Source organism: Halomonas sp. MMSF_3323 (genome assembly GCF_030733595.1).
Classification (GTDB): domain Bacteria; phylum Pseudomonadota; class Gammaproteobacteria; order Pseudomonadales; family Halomonadaceae; genus Halomonas; species Halomonas litopenaei.
This window is the reverse complement of the sequence record NZ_JASHIT010000038.1, coordinates 39,629-54,041: the sequence shown is the minus strand read 5'-3', so window position 1 is coordinate 54,041 and position 14,413 is coordinate 39,629. Positions and strand designations below refer to the sequence as shown.

Below are 14,413 nucleotides of genomic sequence, written 5' to 3'. Positions count from 1 at the left end.
GCGGCCTCCTTCATCGCCGAACGGCAGTCCTCTGGTTTACAGCTGCACCACGTCGAACTCGGCGACAGGATCAACGTCGGCGTCGTAGTCGACGTCATCGCGCTCAAAGCCAAACAGCTTCAGGAATTCGTGCTTGTAGCCGGCGTAGTCGGTGATGTCGAACAGGTTGTCGCTGGTCACCTGGGGCCACAGGTCCTTGCACGCCTGCTGGACATCGTCACGCAACTCCCAGTCGTCCAGGCGCAGGCGCCCGACGTCATCGGTGGTCGCCTCGCCACCGTAGAGGCGCTCGCCGAACAGGCGATTGAGCTGATCGATGGTGCCTTCGTGCAGACCCTGCTCCTTCATCACGCGGTACACCATGGCGATGTACAGCGGCATGACCGGAATCGCCGCACTGGCCTGGGTCACCACGGACTTCAGCACCGCCACGTTGGCGCCACCACCGCTCTGCTTGAGCGAGTCATCGATGGCGGAGGCTGCCCGGTCCAGGTCTTCCTTGGCCTTGCCAAGGGCGCCGTGCCAGTAGATCGGCCAGGTGATCTCGGTACCGATGTAGCTGAACGCCACACTGCGAGCGCCGGGTGCCAGCACGCCGGCCTCGGACAGCGCCTCCATCCACAGTTCCCAATCCTGGCCACCCATGACGTCGATGGTGTCGGCGATCTCCTGCTCGGTCGCCGGCTCCACCTGGGCTTCGATGATGGTGTCCTTGTTGGTATCGATGGCGGTAGCGCGATAGGTCTCGCCGATGGGCTTCAGGCAAGAGCGCTTGAGCTCGCCGGAATCGGGCAGCTTGCGCACCGGGGAAGCCAGCGAGTAGACCACCAGATCGATCTGGCCCATGTCGGCCTTGATCAGCTCAATCGCCTTGTCACGAGCCTCGTGGGAGAAAGCGTCGCCATTGATGGACTTGCTGTAGAGCCCTTCTTGCTTGGCGAACTTGTCGAAGGCGGCAGAGTTGTACCAGCCCGCCGTGCCCGGCTTCTTCTCGCTGCCCGGCTTCTCGAAGAACACCCCCAGGGTATCGGCGCCGTAGCCGAAGGCCGCAGTGACGCGCGCGGCCAGACCGTAACCACTGGAGGCGCCGATGACCAGCACCTTCTTGGGCCCTTTGGATGCATCGAGGCCGCGCGCACGGGTCGCCTCGATCTGCTCGAGGACGTTCTTCTCGCAACCGACGGGATGGGTGGTGGTGCAGATGAATCCGCGTACCTTGGGCTTGATGATCACGACAGACCTCTTCGTTACTCGCGGCTCCCGAGGGAGAGCCATCCAATGTGTAGAGCGTGGTCGCGATATTCTAGCGGCACAGCGCCGCCCTGTCCGCCTTTGTGCACATGCCCCTGACTTCCCGCGCTTTTCCTTGCCGCGCATTGCGCCTGAACACACCAGGGCCCTGTCCGGCTGTGCTGGCGATCGCGTCGCTCTCTTGCCCACCGGCACGGGGTCGGGCAGGATGCTGCCCACCGCTTGAGGAGACCGCCCGATGGATGCACAGACCCTGGTCGATGAACGCGGCGAGCTGTGGCTTGCCCTGGCGCCCATGTGGCTCGAACGCGAGCCCAGAGAGTCCGACTATGCGCGGATGGTCGAGGTGATCGAGCGCGCCGGCATCGCCCTCAAGGACCTGGAATGGGTCTTTCGGATCGAGCTGGCGCCGGTATTGTCGCGTCAGCAGATGTCGGTCGCCGGTGAGTGGCGCAAGTTCGATGACCACCAATTGATGCGCCGTCTGGTCGCCCACAACCTTCGCCTCAAGGGCTGGCGACGCAAGTTCTGGGCACTGTTTTCGGGCCTGACCACCATGATGGTGCGCCATCGCTACAACGAACTGGTGGAACGGCTGGTGGTGGCGCGCGGAGGAGACATACGCTGACCGGCAAAGAGGTCAGGATTCGTCCAGTGCCCGCTCGAGGTCCAGCATCATGGCGTCGCCCCCATCGCGAGGCCCATAGCGCTTGAGCACACGGCCGTCTCGAGCGACCAGAAACTTGGTGAAGTTCCACTTGATGGCGCGTGTTCCCATCCATCCTGGGGCTTCGGCCTTCAGGCGCTTGAACAGCGGATGGGCCTTGGCGCCATTGACCTCGACCTTTTCCATCAAGGGAAAGGTGACACCGAACTCACGCTCACCGAAAGCGCAGAACTGCTCTGCGGACTCCGGCGACTGCCGTGCGAACTGGTTACAAGGGAACCCGAGCACGGTGAAGCCGCGCTCGCGGTGTTCACGATAGAGCGCCTCCAGCTCCGCCAGCTGAGGGGTGAAGCCGCACTTGCTCGCCACGTTCACCACGAGCAGCACCTGGCCACGCAGGGCGCGGAGGTTGAAGGGCTCGCCGCTATGGGTGCGGCACTCGACATCATGCAGGGTCATGGGATGAACTCGCGCTTACTGTCTTCACGATGACATGCCAGACGTCATTGCGCCAGTCGCAACGCCCTGGCGGCAAAGCGGCATTCAGTTGTCCCCCTCGCGCTCGAGCAACAACTCGAGGGCCAGCCGCGTATCCGGCGTCACGCCGGCGAGCTCGAGGGCTCGACGCGGTGACATCCAGGCCACGCTGGCGACCTCCTCGGCCTGCAGCGACAAGGGGCCGTCCCACTCTACGCAGTAGACGCTGCCGAAGATGCGATACCCGTCCTCATCGTAGCGAAACTCCAGGCAATGGCGCAGCGCTACTGCGCGGATACCGAGCTCCTCGGCCAGCTCACGACGTGCCGAGACGTGGACCGCCTCCCCGGCGCCGACCACGCCTCCCGCCGCCAGGTCCAGTCCGCCGGGAAAGGCTTCCTTGGTCAGCGTTCGATGCTGCACACATAGTTCACCACGGCGATTGCGTACCACGATGTAGGTGGCGCGGTGCCAGAACCGATAGCGGCGCATTTCTGCGCGCCAGGCGCTGCCACAGGGACGATTGCGGGCATCCACCACCTGCACACGCTCCCGGGCGATCACCGCTGCGGGCGCCTCACGCTGGTAGTCAGGGGACGCCTCGCCAGCATTCGTCACGCCAGAGGCCGTGGGAGCCGAGTCGAAAGAGGAAACAGGGCACATCGAAGGGCTCCACCGAGAAAGCCCCAAGACTACCCATCCCGTCCCGTTGCGTCATCCCTCTCGTTTGACCCGAGGGGCACAGCACACCATGCTGAATATCAGGTCTTTCGTCATCAGGACAGGGCCATGCATGACCAAGCTCCGCGAGAGTGCCTGGCGAGCCACCGGGTCGACAATCAGCCGTACTCTCTTCCCTTCGACGCCTTCGCCGACGACGCCGTGCTTCAGTTCTGGCTGGCCCATCTGGCGCCGGCCTGGGTGAGTTGCCGACTGTCCCTGCTGGGCCAGGATGTCGGTCGTGCGGAGACCCAGCGACTGGGTGACGAGGCCAACCGCCACCCACCCTCATTGCGACTTTTCGATCGTCACGGTCGCCGGCTCGACGCCGTCGATTACCACCCGGCCTACCACGCCCTGATGCGCCTGGCTACCACCCGTGGCGTCCATACCATGGCCTGGACGGAGGAGGGGCGCGGCGGTCATCAGGCGCACGTGGCGGGACTCTATCTGCTGACCCAGGCCGAAACTGGCATCTGCTGCCCGGTGACCATGACCCATGCCGCCTACCCGGTGCTGCGTCGAGAACGCTCGCTGCCGGATTGGTGGGCCTCTGGGCTGCTCGTCGAGGACTACGATTCCAGGGCCCTACCGGCGAGCGACAAGCACGCCCTGACCTTCGGCATGGCGATGACCGAGAAGCAGGGTGGCAGCGATGTGCGCACCAACACCACCCGAGCCGAACATGGCGAGGACGGCTGGCGCCTGTACGGACACAAGTGGTTCATGAGCGCCCCCATGTCCGACGCCTTCCTGACCCTGGCTCAGCGAGACGAAGGCCTCAGCTGCTTCCTGGTGCCTCGCTTCGCCCCTGATGGCGAGCGCAATGCCATCGAGATTCAGCGACTGAAGGACAAGTGCGGCAATCGCGCCAATGGCTCCGCCGAGATCGAATATCGGGGGGCCTGGGCCCACCCGCTCGGCGACCCTGGGCGCGGCATCGCCACCATCCTGGAAATGGTTCAGCAGACCCGTCTCGACGCCGCCAGCGCACCGGTGGGCATGATGCGCCAGGCCTGGCGCGAGGCCTGGCAGCATACCTGTCAGCGTCATGCCTTCGGGGCGCCCTTGGCCGAGCAGCCGGTGATGCGGGCGGTGCTGGCGGATCTGGCGCTGGAGGTGGAGGCCGGCGTAGCGCTGATGCTGCGCACCGCTCAGGCCTTCGACGGCGCCAGCCGCGGGGAGGAGCAGGAGCGCGCCCTGGCCCGGCTGCTGCCGAGCCTGGCCAAGTACTGGCACAACAAGCGCGCCCCCGGCTTCATGGCCGAGGCCATGGAGTGCCTCGGAGGCATCGGCTACGTCGAGGAAGCACCGCTGGCGCGGCTCTACCGCGAAGCGCCGGTCAATTCCATCTGGGAAGGATCCGGCAACGTGATCTGCCTCGACGTGCTGCGGGTCATGGCGCGACACCCCGAGGCCATGGCGGCCCTGTATCAGCTGTTCGAGCATGCCCGAGGTGGACATCCGGATCTGGATCGCGCCTTGGCCCTGCTGCCTCAGCCACAGACCAGCGAAGACCTGGTGCCCAGGGCCCGCTGGCTGACCCAGTGGCTGGCCCAGTGCACCCAGGCAGCGCTGCTGGTCCAGCACGCGCCGCACGAGGTGGCGGATACCTTCTGCCGCACCCGCCTGGGCCAGCACCCGAGCCCGGCCTATGGCGTGTTGCCGACGGCAAGTCCGCTGGACGCCATCCTCCATCGCTCGGCGCCAGCATGAACCGACATCGCCAGCAGCCTCGGCCACGACATGCTCGCAGCCGGCGGCGGCCTTATCCCGCCAGTACCCTCAGCGCCAGCCCCAGCAGCAGCACCCCGCTGATGCGATTGATCCAGTGGGCGCGAGCCTGGAGCCAGGGCAGCACGCGGGAGTGCGACAGCCCCAACGCCACGATGACGTACCAGCCACCGTCGATCAGCATCGCCGTCAGCACAATGATGGCACGCTCGATCGAGGACATTTCGGGGCTGACAAACTGACTGAGCAGCGCGACGAAGAACAGGATCAGCTTGGGATTACCCAGGGCAACCAACAGCCCTTCTCTCGCAGCGACGCGGTGACTGGCGGCGGTGGGTCGGGCGCCCAGCGCTCCGCCACGCCCGGCCCTCAGCGCCTTTATGCCAAGCCAGGCCAGATACAGTGCCCCACCGATCGTGATCACGCGAAAGGCGGAGGGATGGCGTTCGATCACCTCCCCCAGTCCCCAGACGGTCAGCAAGGCGTAGAGGCCGACGCCCAGCGCATGGGCGATCGCCGCCACCACCCCGGAGCTGCGCCCCCCTCCCAGCGTATGACGAAGCACCAAGGCCAGACTTGGACCAGGAGACATGGCCCCCATGGCACAGATGGCGGCCAGAGACATCCACAATGACAGCGGCATCACACTCCCTCGTGAGAATTCCGATGGACTAGACGACGAATGGCGCACAGTTCAGCGTGCTGACACCTACGACCCACGGCGCTCAGCGGCCATCCTTTGCGGCCCGAATCAAAAAAACCATTCTTCGGAAATGACAAAGTTCACGCCCAATGGTCATTTACAAGCATATTAGTATCGATAACGATACTAAATCGGCATCACCAAAAAACGATAACGATCAATCATCGCATGGGAACAGGGAGGGGACGATGTCTGCCCTTCAGGAAGGTCCGATCGTCCGGCTGATCACGCACCCCAACGTGCAGTCGCAGTTGTTCACCCATCACCTGAGCCAGGTACTCGACTGCCAGGTCAGTCCTCTTGCCCCGGAGGCGGTGTCCGGCCTGGAAGCGGAACTGTCGAACTCACCTCCTGGTGTGCAACTGTGGCTACTGGACGCCGATCAGCTGTCACACAGCGACATGCATCGCTGCCACGAGCTCAAGGCACAGTTTCCCGACATTCTGCTGGCGGCGTTTAACCTGGCCAGCCAGGAACAAGCCGCTGAATTGCTGGCGTCATTGCACCTTCAGGGCATCTTCTATCGCCGCGACGAACTGGACAATATCTGCAAGGGAATCATCCAACTCCTCGATGGCGCCCTGTGGATGTCGCGTCCGCTGCTTCAGCAGATGTTCGAATATTTGGGTATCCGGAATATCTGGTTGATCTCTGGGTATCATGGGGAGGTAACAACTCCCCACTTCATCGGATTCCTTGGTTGATATGTCACTCAGGCCATTAAGGTACCTACAAAGCCTGGAACGTGTATGGACAATGACACTTACATGGCTTGGAGAGAGGGCGAGGCCAAGCTGAATGCAGAGCAACTCCCTCGCCCGTACCAAAACCGACTATTTCGGCCCAGCCCGCTCAATCAGCTCATCGTATCCTGGAGCCGGTATTCTCCGGACCAGTGAGACAGCGCTGTGGCTCGACTGTAATGTGTACTAATGACGGGCACTGAGCCTGGATACGCTGCTTGTAGACGGCAGGCGCCTCCGGGTCATGCGACACGACCGAGACGATGGCGGCGTGAATATTCGGACCAATGGCCCAGAGGTGCAGATCGCTGATTCGTGCATCGTCACTCTCAATGGCATGTCTGACGTCGTGCTCCAAGTCACTGCGCTGTTGATCAAGCAGCACGCGGGAGGTGTCTTTCAACAGATGCCATGACCAGCGAGTGATAAGTAACGCGCCGACGATACCCATGATCGGGTCCATCCAGTCCCAGCCCGCATACTTTCCGGCCAGCAAGGCAGCAATCGCCAATACAGAAGTTAAGGCATCGGCGAGTACGTGGAAGTAGGCAGCTCGACGGTTATGATCATGATGCCCATGCCCATGCCCATGCCCATGCCCATGCCCGTGGTCGTGGTCTTCCCCGCCCAGTATCCAGGCCGATACTCCATTGACGATCAAGCCGATGACGGCGACGAAAATAGCTCCATTGAACGAAATTTCTACCGGGTGGATGAAGCGGTCGATGCTTTCGATCACCATATACAGGGCGAAGCCTGCCAGCAGGACCGCGCCGGTGAACCCGCCTAGCGCATTGACCTTCCCGGTGCCAAATGAGAACTGTGTATTGCCTGCGTTGCGGCGAGCGTATGCATAGGCGAAGGCTGCAATACCCAGAGCGACAGCATGAGAGCCCATATGAAGGCCATCGGCCAGGAGGGCCATCGAACCGTATAAGACACCGGCCAGAATTTCCCAAACCATCATGACGACAGTTAGAGCGACGACGATCAGTGAGCGTATTTCACCGGATTTTTTACGATCTTGACCAAAAACATGATTGTGTTGCCATTCTTCGAGCCTGTGACCATGCATACTGTAATACTCCGAGTTGATAAAAATTATGGTCAGCAAGACCAATGAAAGTGGTGGCGATTGATGGCGAAGCCCTGCTAACAGCTCCGGTTCCGCAAGAACTTCAGGGGCGCGGATATTAAATCACTGCCAAAGTTCGCCTCTTACAGCTAGGGTACCCACGCTGTAGCTCGTGATGTTCTACTTGAGGTAGGACTTGATGACCTGCAGCACCGCTTCCAAGTCTTGTTGCCGCTGCTCCAACTCGGGTTCCCTGACGACGTGATCAGTCAAGTGCCCCTCAATGATGGCTGCCATCAGTCCATTCACCGCCCCACGAATCGCGGCGATCTGTTGCAGCACGGCCGTGCAGTCGCCCTCCTCGTCAAGCTGCCTTTCCAGTGCGGCCGTCTGCCCCTGAATGCGCCGAACGCGGGTTAATAGCTTCGCTTTGTCTTTGATCGTGTGCATGCAGTCGTCTCTTTAGTGGCCCAAAAACTATACTGGAGGGTAGTATATAAATACTAGGGGGTAGTATGCTTGTTTGCAAGAGAGGAGAGGTAGGTGAAGCTCACCAACGTGACACTCGCCAGCCGTAAGGAGCACGCCGCATGACCGAAATGCCCGACAACATCCTGCACCTGCCTGAGTACCAGGTGCTGGGCTGCAAATCCACCGACGACGAAATGCACTTCCAGGTGGACGCGCCCGATCCCATCGCCTGCGAGGAATGCGGCGTGCAGGGTGAGTTCGTGCGGTTCGGCAAGCGTGATGTTCCCTATCGTGATCTGCCCATCCACGGCAAGCGGGTCACCCTCTGGGTGGTCCGCCGCCGGTACACCTGCCGGGCCTGCAAGACCACCTTCAGGCCCCAGCTACCGGAGATGGTGGACGGCTTCCGCATGACGCTGCGGCTGCATGAATACGTGGAGAAGGAATCCTTCAACCACCCCTACACCTTTGTGGCGGCACAGACCGGCTTGGACGAGAAGACGGTACGTGACATCTTCAACGCCCGCGCCGAGTTTCTGGGGCGCTGGCACCGCTTCGAGACGCCCCGCATTCTGGGCATCGACGAGCTGTACCTGAACAAGCGCTACCGCTGCATCCTGACCAACATCGAGGAGCGAACCCTGCTCGACCTGCTGGCCACCCGCCGTCAGGACGTGGTGACCAACTACCTGATGAAGCTGAAAGACCGGCAGAAGGTCGAGATCGTCAGCATGGACATGTGGAACCCCTACCGGGCAGCGGTCAAGGCGGTGCTGCCACAGGCCCGTATCGTGGTCGATAAGTTCCATGTGGTGCGCATGGCCAACGATGCCTTGGAGAAGGTGCGCAAGGGCCTCAGAAAGGAGCTGAAACCCTCCCAGAGCCGAACCCTCAAAGGAGACCGGAAAATCCTGCTGAAACGCGCTCACGAAGTCTCAGACCGGGAGCGACTCATCATGGAGACCTGGACAGGCGCATTCCCGCAACTGCTGGCCGCCTACGAGCACAAGGAACGCTTCTACGGCATCTGGAACGCCACCACCCGGCCACAGGCAGAAGCCGCCCTGGATGACTGGATAGCCACCATTCCAAAGGGCCAGAAGGAAGTCTGGAGCGATCTGGTCAGGGCAGTGGGCAACTGGCGCGAAGAGATCATGACCTACTTCGAGACGGACATGCCCGTCACCAACGCTTACACGGAGTCCATCAACCGACTGGCCAAGGACAAGAACCGTGAAGGGCGTGGTTACTCGTTCGAGGTGATGCGGGCACGAATGCTCTACACCACGAAGCACAAGAAGAAGGCCCCGACTGCGAAGGTCTCTCCGTTCTACACCATCGGTTACGGACTGCCGGACTTCGCAGAGGAACTCAACTACGGGGTCAATCTATCAACCATCTGAGGGTGGTATCAGGTTGGTGGGGTGAAGGTGCCCCATCAACCATTAAATCCGTATACCCGAATATTTCCGACGACAGCAGTTCAACACCTACCGACCCGTCGCCGGTCTGACCCAGCGGGAGCTGGAAATTCTCGGCTTCATCGGCAACGGCGCGTCCAACCAGGATATCGCCACCCAACTGTTCCTGAGTGAGCATACGGTCAAGTCTCACCTGTACAACATCTTCAAGAAGATCAAGGTGCATCACCGCGCCGAGGCCGCACACTGGGCGCGCAAGCACCTGGGCATCCCGCCCCCCATGACCAAAAATTCACATCGCAGCCGTCTGCCCCGGGAGCTCGAGCCTCGCTGAACCGATCACGACATGGCCTTGCGGCCAGGCTCACTGCAACGAAAACAACATCGTCGCCCCGGCACCACTGCTGGACGAGGAAGAACGATTGCCGCGCCCGGTGACCAGCACCTCCAGCCGGCCCCCGGACGCCTGCTGGATGACGGTCATGCTGAACCGTCCGTCGGGCAGGCGCTCTACCCGAGGCGCCCGTCCCGCCCAGGTCCCGCTCCTGTGCTCCTGCCCTTGGCCCGTCCACTCCCACTGAGCGGTGAAGGGAATGCCCTTAGTCCCGGAGAACCGCACGACAATATCGGCCACGGCAATGCCTGTGGCCGCGAGGAAAAGCCCCAGCCCGAGGACACACCCTGCGAACAGGTGAGTGAATCGGCCCATCTCCCTCCTCCTTTGCTCATCCAGGCGATGCCAAAGGCTGCGGCTGCGCTGCTCACTGGGCCTTGAGCGAGAAGTCGATGAGCGAAAAGTCGACGAACGAAGGTTAGACAAGGCAAAAATCGGTGAGAAAGCGCAGTTTACGGGGTGTAAATGAGTATTTTGACCGGGCTGGCGCACCAGCCGATTTTTAACGCCGTATTACCGAGCGCAGGCACTTTTCAGACAAGCCCTAGCGATGAAACTGACGCTCTCGCTCCGGCTGCCACAATATCTCTTCCACCCGCCAGCGCCCTGGCTTCCCCAATGCCACCTGGGTCGTCCACTCTTCCCCGACCCGACGGGTCAACAGCTCGGCGCCCAGCGGCGCCATCACCGATAGACCATCTTCGGTCGTCGCCAGCGCATGAGGATAGACCAGCGTGCGCGTCAGAAGTCGGTCCGTGTCGACGTCCCTGAGCACAACCTTGCTGTTCATGCTGACCACGTCATCGGGCATCTCGTCCGGGTCGCGAATCTCGGCACGCTCCAGTCGCTCTTCCAGCAGGTCGGCGGCAGCCCGTTCGGTTCCGCAGGCTTCATCGATCAGGCGCTGTAAACGCTCCGCATCAAGACGGTTGGCAAGTCTCAACGACATCCTTGGCACCTCACTGCTATACGTCGGCCTGCGTCGAAGACAACGATCGAGAATCAGGCCTGGCAACAAAAAAAGCCCTCCCCGATATAGGGAAGGACTCGTATCAGTTTCAGCATACGACAACTTCTAAAAATAAGAAACTACTTATATTAAACTCGCACCCGCCTCGCCCCTTGCCTGGACACCGTTCTGTCGCCGTCGCATCGACAAGCGCGGACGCAGTTGACGACCGATGTGACAGGCCTGGCAAGCCTGCCTCTACACCGCCGCCTGCCTCCGGAGGCGACAAGCGCGCAGGGTTCACGGCATGGACAGGCTGCTTTTCCAGCCCCCATACTACGTCGCTTTACCCACGCCCGAGGCCCCATGCCGACGAGTTCCACCGCTTCAGAGTCCTCTCCAGAATCCTTGACCGAACTGCTCGACCAGCTACAGGCTGCCAGCCAGGACAAGCGCTGCCTGAGTCTGGCTGAGGTCATCAACGCCGTCGGCAGGCGCAGCTTTGCCCCCATCCTGCTGGTCGCAGGCCTGGTCACGCTCACTCCGCTGATCGGTGATATCCCCGGCGTGCCCACCACGATGGCGCTGCTAGTCGTGCTTGCAGCAGCACAATTGTTAGCCGGAAAAAAGAGTGTCTGGCTGCCGGCCTGGCTGGCGCGGCGTGAGGTGGAGACCGACAAGGTCGAGCGAACCATCGGCTGGATGCGCAAGCCGGCCGCCTGGATCGATCGGTTGTTGAAACCGAGGCTGACTGTATTCACCGGTCAGATCGCCCGTTACCCCATCGGCCTGGCCTGTCTGGCCATAGCGCTCGCCACGCCACCGATGGAGCTGATCCCATTCAGTGCCACGCTCGCCGGCACGGCTCAGACCATGTTCGGCCTGGCCCTGCTGGCACGAGACGGACTGATGGCGCTACTGGGCTATCTCTTCACCCTATCGACCGCCTGGGTGGTGCTGGTGGCGCTCTAGCACGAAGCCCCCCTTCTTTAGAGCAAAGCCGGCGCGGCCCCCTCTCTCTGATCACTGTTCGGCCTGGCCCTGCTGGCGCGAGACGGCCTGATGGCGCTGCTGGGCTACCTCTTCACCCTATCCACCGCCTGGGTGGTGCTGGTTGCGCTCTAGCGCTGGCCGCAGGAGCGGTCGATGGCCTCGAGCCATTTTGCCACCGCCTCGGCGCCACCGTCGGGCACGCCCATCACCCGATCGCCGAGGTAGGCCGCGCGACCAAAGCGTGGATGCATGCGGGCCGAAGCCTCGACGCCGCGCCAGGCCGCCTCGACCGCCCGAGCAAAGGCCTGAGATCCGTCCAATCCCTCTGCCAGCGCGGCCTCGAAGGCCTGGCTGGCCGGCACCAGAGCATCCAGCATGGTGCGATCCCCAGGAGCAGCACCTCCGATCTCGGCGATAGCGTCGCCGGCGGCCTTGAGCGCTCTTGCCCAATCCTGCGCCGCGACCTCCCCTTCGCTCGGCAATGCCTGCGACGCACGCAGCAGGGCAAAGGCGTAGAAGGGACCTGAGCTTCCTCCGATCGCTCGCCTCAGGGCCTCCCCGGCTCTGGCCAGGCAGTCGGCAGGCGCACCAAAAGCGCTGTCCGGCAGCTTGCGCAGCGCCTGGGCCGCGCGCACCATGCTGGCCCCCAGGTCGCCGTCGCCGGCGGCACTGTCGAGCTCGGTCAAGCGCTCCTCGCTGGCCACCATGGCGCTCGCCACCGCCGCCACCGCTCGCTGAAGTCGCTCGCAGGGTGGTCCAGCCTCGTCGGCGCCCGGCAGCGGCTCATCAAGCACGCTGGCAGTCACACTCTTCACCTCCGCTGCCACTTCGGCACTGCCTGGCCAGATGCGTACCTCGGTCGGCGACGTGAGCAAGTCCTCGCGGGCTTCGTCGAGCACCATCAACGACAGCGAGCACCCCGGCATTTCCAAAGCCGTCATGAAGTTGCCGCACCACCCCAGCACCGGCTCGGCCCCCAGCTCACGCAGCCTGGTCAAGGCCCGTCGCGCCACGATGGCAAGCTCCATCGGCGGTGTGCCGCCGAGACCATTGACCAGCACACCCAGGCGACACCCCTTCACCGACAACGCCTGGCTCAGAGATTCCAGCATGCTATCGACGATGGTATCCGCCGGCAGCATGGCCGACTTGCGAACCCCTTTCTCGCCATGGATGCCCAATCCGAATTCGATCTCGTCATCACCGAGTTCGAACCCCGGCCGGCCGACCGCCGGCACCGTGCAGGCACCCAAGGAAATACCCATGGTCGCCACCGATTCGGCCGCTCCCCGAGCCAGCGCGGCGACCTCCTCGAGGGGTAGACCACGGGCCACAGCGGCACCGGCGATCTTGTGCACCAGTACCGTCCCGGCCACACCACGACTCTGCTCCCGGGGTAGTGAATCGCGCAGCGCCACGTCATCGGCGACCATCACCACCTCTACTGGAATCCCCCGGACCCTTGCCAGTTCAGCGGCAAGGCGGAAGTTGAGACGATCCCCGGTATAGTTCTTTACCACCAGCAGGGCCCCACGTGGACCGGCGCAGGCAAGGATCGCCGCCAGCACGGCATCGACGCTCGGTGAGGTAAAAACGTCTCCCGCCACGGCGGCCGTCAACATGCCGCGCCCGACGTAGCCAGCGTGGGCCGGCTCGTGTCCGCTGCCGCCGCCGGATATAACCGCCACCGACCGACGCTCAGGGTCTTCAGGTAAGCTAGCGTCGATGACCACGTTTTCTTCATCCATCAGCGCAAGCCCAGGATGAAGGGCCACCATGCCTTCCAGCATCTCGCGAACGCTGCCTCTGGGATCGTTGATCAGCTTCTTCATGATGAGCCTCCTGCCCGACGGTGGATTCAGAATGGCAACATGGATGAGCCTCGAACCCTTGTAAAGCCGGCGCACGAGCCTCGCCCCGCGCTTCACGCACGGCCACGGTGCGCTGAAGCGAAGAGCTGGCCACAGGTTTTTCCGCCACACTGGGCCAGTTGTGCCCAAAAAACAGCAAAGTAGCGCTATCGCACAACCATGCTCATGGCCACCTGATCCTGGTCAAAGGCACAGCCGTCTAAGGGGGCTATTCTGATCTTGCCGACCAAGGATTGGTCGAGTGACAAGTCAGCGACGGCATGGACGCCGTCGCATCGCTTTTCGGGGGCAAGAGGTGGCATTCCGTCCCTCTTCCCAGCAGGGACCGATATGAAAACCTCTCGCCATGACCTGAAACTGTCCGACCCGCTTCACGACTACCTGCAACACCCTTCCACACGACACGCCGTGGACGCCCTGCTCGCCCATGAGCTGGAGCACCTGGCGGTCGGCATGCAGTGGGACGAACTCATCAACCACTGCAATACGCTGATTCTGGCGCATCAGATCCGCAACGATTATCTGGAAATCCTGCTGAAGGCGTCGAAGCGCATCTGGAAGCCATTGATCAAGGGCACCATCTGGCGCGAGCTCTCCATCGGAGAACTCGCCCCGGAACAGCAACCGAGCCCCCAGAACGTCTGGACCCAAGGGTTGTTTCGGTGCTTCATCAATCGCGACAACGGCCAGCCACTGACCACCTTGCTGAGCTGGCATCAGGGCGAAGGGCTGGTGGCCGCGTTCAGCATCGAACCGCGGGATGTCCAGGACATTCCGCCAGGGTGGGAGATCGATGGACAGGACTCCCGCTACTGGCGGACCCAGCCCGGCCTCGCCGAGTATCATCACTCCTCGCTGCTGGACATTTCATCGCTGGTGGGTCTGGCCGAGACCGCCATCACCGCCCTGAGTCAGACTGAAATCGAGCCATCGTGAACGAGTAA

The 14,413-nt window shown here is 62.4% G+C and carries 17 protein-coding genes; 7 read left to right on the top strand and 10 right to left on the bottom strand.

Annotated elements, in window-relative coordinates; genetic code table 11:
* Nucleotides 1–36 precede the first annotated feature (36 nt).
* Complete coding sequence (gene fabV, locus RBB39_RS17830) at nucleotides 37–1,233, bottom strand: enoyl-ACP reductase FabV (protein WP_045990896.1); 1,197 nt, start codon at nucleotides 1,231–1,233, stop codon at nucleotides 37–39.
* A gap of 256 nt (nucleotides 1,234–1,489) precedes the next feature.
* On the opposite strand from fabV, the gene RBB39_RS17825 reads away from it, so the two are divergent.
* A complete protein-coding gene (locus RBB39_RS17825; protein ID WP_045990895.1) occupies nucleotides 1,490–1,879 on the top strand; it encodes a hypothetical protein in 390 nt (129 codons plus the stop codon).
* Nucleotides 1,880–1,891: 12 nt separating this feature from the next.
* On the opposite strand, the gene RBB39_RS17820 is transcribed toward RBB39_RS17825, so the two are convergent.
* Together RBB39_RS17820 and RBB39_RS17815 are read right to left on the bottom strand one after the other, a co-directional pair.
* A complete protein-coding gene (locus tag RBB39_RS17820; RefSeq protein WP_045990894.1) occupies nucleotides 1,892–2,377 on the bottom strand; it encodes a glutathione peroxidase in 486 nt (161 codons plus the stop codon).
* Nucleotides 2,378–2,461: 84 nt separating this feature from the next.
* Nucleotides 2,462–3,013, bottom strand: coding sequence for an NUDIX hydrolase (locus RBB39_RS17815; protein ID WP_239452483.1), 552 nt, complete (start codon nucleotides 3,011–3,013; stop codon nucleotides 2,462–2,464).
* A 171-nt stretch (nucleotides 3,014–3,184) separates the two neighbouring features.
* On the opposite strand from RBB39_RS17815, the gene RBB39_RS17810 reads away from it, so the two are divergent.
* Complete coding sequence (locus tag RBB39_RS17810) at nucleotides 3,185–4,831, top strand: acyl-CoA dehydrogenase family protein (RefSeq protein WP_045990893.1); 1,647 nt, start codon at nucleotides 3,185–3,187, stop codon at nucleotides 4,829–4,831.
* A gap of 52 nt (nucleotides 4,832–4,883) precedes the next feature.
* On the opposite strand, the gene RBB39_RS17805 is transcribed toward RBB39_RS17810, so the two are convergent.
* The gene (locus RBB39_RS17805; protein ID WP_083970155.1) at nucleotides 4,884–5,492 is read right to left on the bottom strand and encodes a LysE family translocator; all 609 of its coding nucleotides are present in this window, start codon (nucleotides 5,490–5,492) and stop codon (nucleotides 4,884–4,886) included.
* A gap of 248 nt (nucleotides 5,493–5,740) precedes the next feature.
* On the opposite strand from RBB39_RS17805, the gene RBB39_RS17800 reads away from it, so the two are divergent.
* Nucleotides 5,741–6,256 carry a hypothetical protein gene (locus RBB39_RS17800; protein ID WP_306169238.1) on the top strand — a complete coding sequence of 172 codons (516 nt, stop codon included), beginning with the start codon at nucleotides 5,741–5,743 and terminating at the stop codon, nucleotides 6,254–6,256.
* 157 nt (nucleotides 6,257–6,413) lie between these two features.
* Here RBB39_RS17800 and dmeF read toward each other — a convergent pair whose 3' ends face one another.
* Nucleotides 6,414–7,370, bottom strand: a complete 957-nt coding sequence (gene dmeF, locus RBB39_RS17795) for a CDF family Co(II)/Ni(II) efflux transporter DmeF (RefSeq protein WP_011589743.1) — start codon at nucleotides 7,368–7,370, stop codon at nucleotides 6,414–6,416.
* Nucleotides 7,371–7,550: 180 nt separating this feature from the next.
* On the bottom strand, nucleotides 7,551–7,820 hold the full coding sequence (locus RBB39_RS17790) for a metal/formaldehyde-sensitive transcriptional repressor (protein ID WP_011589742.1): 270 nt from the start codon (nucleotides 7,818–7,820) through the stop codon (nucleotides 7,551–7,553).
* Nucleotides 7,821–7,960: 140 nt separating this feature from the next.
* Between RBB39_RS17790 and RBB39_RS17785 the strand changes: the two genes are divergently transcribed.
* The gene (locus tag RBB39_RS17785; RefSeq protein WP_045995197.1) at nucleotides 7,961–9,244 is read left to right on the top strand and encodes an ISL3 family transposase; all 1,284 of its coding nucleotides are present in this window, start codon (nucleotides 7,961–7,963) and stop codon (nucleotides 9,242–9,244) included.
* On the opposite strand, the gene RBB39_RS17780 is transcribed toward RBB39_RS17785, so the two are convergent.
* Complete coding sequence (locus RBB39_RS17780) at nucleotides 9,225–9,488, bottom strand: hypothetical protein (protein WP_306169237.1); 264 nt, start codon at nucleotides 9,486–9,488, stop codon at nucleotides 9,225–9,227. The genes RBB39_RS17785 and RBB39_RS17780 overlap by 20 nt on opposite strands.
* On the opposite strand from RBB39_RS17780, the gene RBB39_RS17775 reads away from it, so the two are divergent.
* Nucleotides 9,411–9,596, top strand: coding sequence for a response regulator transcription factor (locus RBB39_RS17775; protein ID WP_306169239.1), 186 nt, complete (start codon nucleotides 9,411–9,413; stop codon nucleotides 9,594–9,596). The two genes, RBB39_RS17780 and RBB39_RS17775, sit on opposite strands and share 78 nt — an antisense overlap.
* 30 nt (nucleotides 9,597–9,626) lie before the next feature.
* Here RBB39_RS17775 and RBB39_RS17770 read toward each other — a convergent pair whose 3' ends face one another.
* Complete coding sequence (locus RBB39_RS17770) at nucleotides 9,627–9,971, bottom strand: hypothetical protein (RefSeq protein ID WP_045995223.1); 345 nt, start codon at nucleotides 9,969–9,971, stop codon at nucleotides 9,627–9,629.
* Nucleotides 9,972–10,200: 229 nt separating this feature from the next.
* Complete coding sequence (locus RBB39_RS17765; protein ID WP_045992777.1) at nucleotides 10,201–10,605, bottom strand: GreA/GreB family elongation factor; 405 nt, start codon at nucleotides 10,603–10,605, stop codon at nucleotides 10,201–10,203.
* A gap of 408 nt (nucleotides 10,606–11,013) precedes the next feature.
* On the opposite strand from RBB39_RS17765, the gene RBB39_RS17760 reads away from it, so the two are divergent.
* A complete protein-coding gene (locus tag RBB39_RS17760; protein WP_239452547.1) occupies nucleotides 11,014–11,577 on the top strand; it encodes an exopolysaccharide biosynthesis protein in 564 nt (187 codons plus the stop codon).
* Nucleotides 11,578–11,726: 149 nt separating this feature from the next.
* Here the strand turns inward: RBB39_RS17760 and RBB39_RS17755 are convergent, their stop codons facing one another.
* Nucleotides 11,727–13,430, bottom strand: a complete 1,704-nt coding sequence (locus RBB39_RS17755; RefSeq protein WP_045992775.1) for a dihydroxyacetone kinase family protein — start codon at nucleotides 13,428–13,430, stop codon at nucleotides 11,727–11,729.
* A 369-nt stretch (nucleotides 13,431–13,799) separates the two neighbouring features.
* On the opposite strand from RBB39_RS17755, the gene RBB39_RS17750 reads away from it, so the two are divergent.
* Complete coding sequence (locus RBB39_RS17750; RefSeq protein WP_045992774.1) at nucleotides 13,800–14,405, top strand: hypothetical protein; 606 nt, start codon at nucleotides 13,800–13,802, stop codon at nucleotides 14,403–14,405.
* Nucleotides 14,406–14,413 lie beyond the last annotated feature (8 nt).

What these genes read in the sequence shown, in the direction of transcription:
- RBB39_RS17825 (WP_045990895.1), top strand. Translation starts at nt 1,490, where the DNA reads ATGGATGCACAGACCCTGGTCGATGAACGCGGCGAGCTGTGGCTTGCC.
- RBB39_RS17820 (WP_045990894.1), bottom strand. Translation starts at nt 2,377, where the DNA reads ATGACCCTGCATGATGTCGAGTGCCGCACCCATAGCGGCGAGCCCTTC.
- RBB39_RS17810 (WP_045990893.1), top strand. Translation starts at nt 3,185, where the DNA reads ATGCATGACCAAGCTCCGCGAGAGTGCCTGGCGAGCCACCGGGTCGAC.
- RBB39_RS17805 (WP_083970155.1), bottom strand. Translation starts at nt 5,492, where the DNA reads ATGCCGCTGTCATTGTGGATGTCTCTGGCCGCCATCTGTGCCATGGGG.
- RBB39_RS17800 (WP_306169238.1), top strand. Translation starts at nt 5,741, where the DNA reads ATGTCTGCCCTTCAGGAAGGTCCGATCGTCCGGCTGATCACGCACCCC.
- dmeF (WP_011589743.1), bottom strand. Translation starts at nt 7,370, where the DNA reads ATGCATGGTCACAGGCTCGAAGAATGGCAACACAATCATGTTTTTGGT.
- RBB39_RS17790 (WP_011589742.1), bottom strand. Translation starts at nt 7,820, where the DNA reads ATGCACACGATCAAAGACAAAGCGAAGCTATTAACCCGCGTTCGGCGC.
- RBB39_RS17785 (WP_045995197.1), top strand. Translation starts at nt 7,961, where the DNA reads ATGACCGAAATGCCCGACAACATCCTGCACCTGCCTGAGTACCAGGTG.
- RBB39_RS17780 (WP_306169237.1), bottom strand. Translation starts at nt 9,488, where the DNA reads ATGCACCTTGATCTTCTTGAAGATGTTGTACAGGTGAGACTTGACCGT.
- RBB39_RS17770 (WP_045995223.1), bottom strand. Translation starts at nt 9,971, where the DNA reads ATGGGCCGATTCACTCACCTGTTCGCAGGGTGTGTCCTCGGGCTGGGG.
- RBB39_RS17765 (WP_045992777.1), bottom strand. Translation starts at nt 10,605, where the DNA reads ATGTCGTTGAGACTTGCCAACCGTCTTGATGCGGAGCGTTTACAGCGC.
- RBB39_RS17755 (WP_045992775.1), bottom strand. Translation starts at nt 13,430, where the DNA reads ATGAAGAAGCTGATCAACGATCCCAGAGGCAGCGTTCGCGAGATGCTG.
- RBB39_RS17750 (WP_045992774.1), top strand. Translation starts at nt 13,800, where the DNA reads ATGAAAACCTCTCGCCATGACCTGAAACTGTCCGACCCGCTTCACGAC.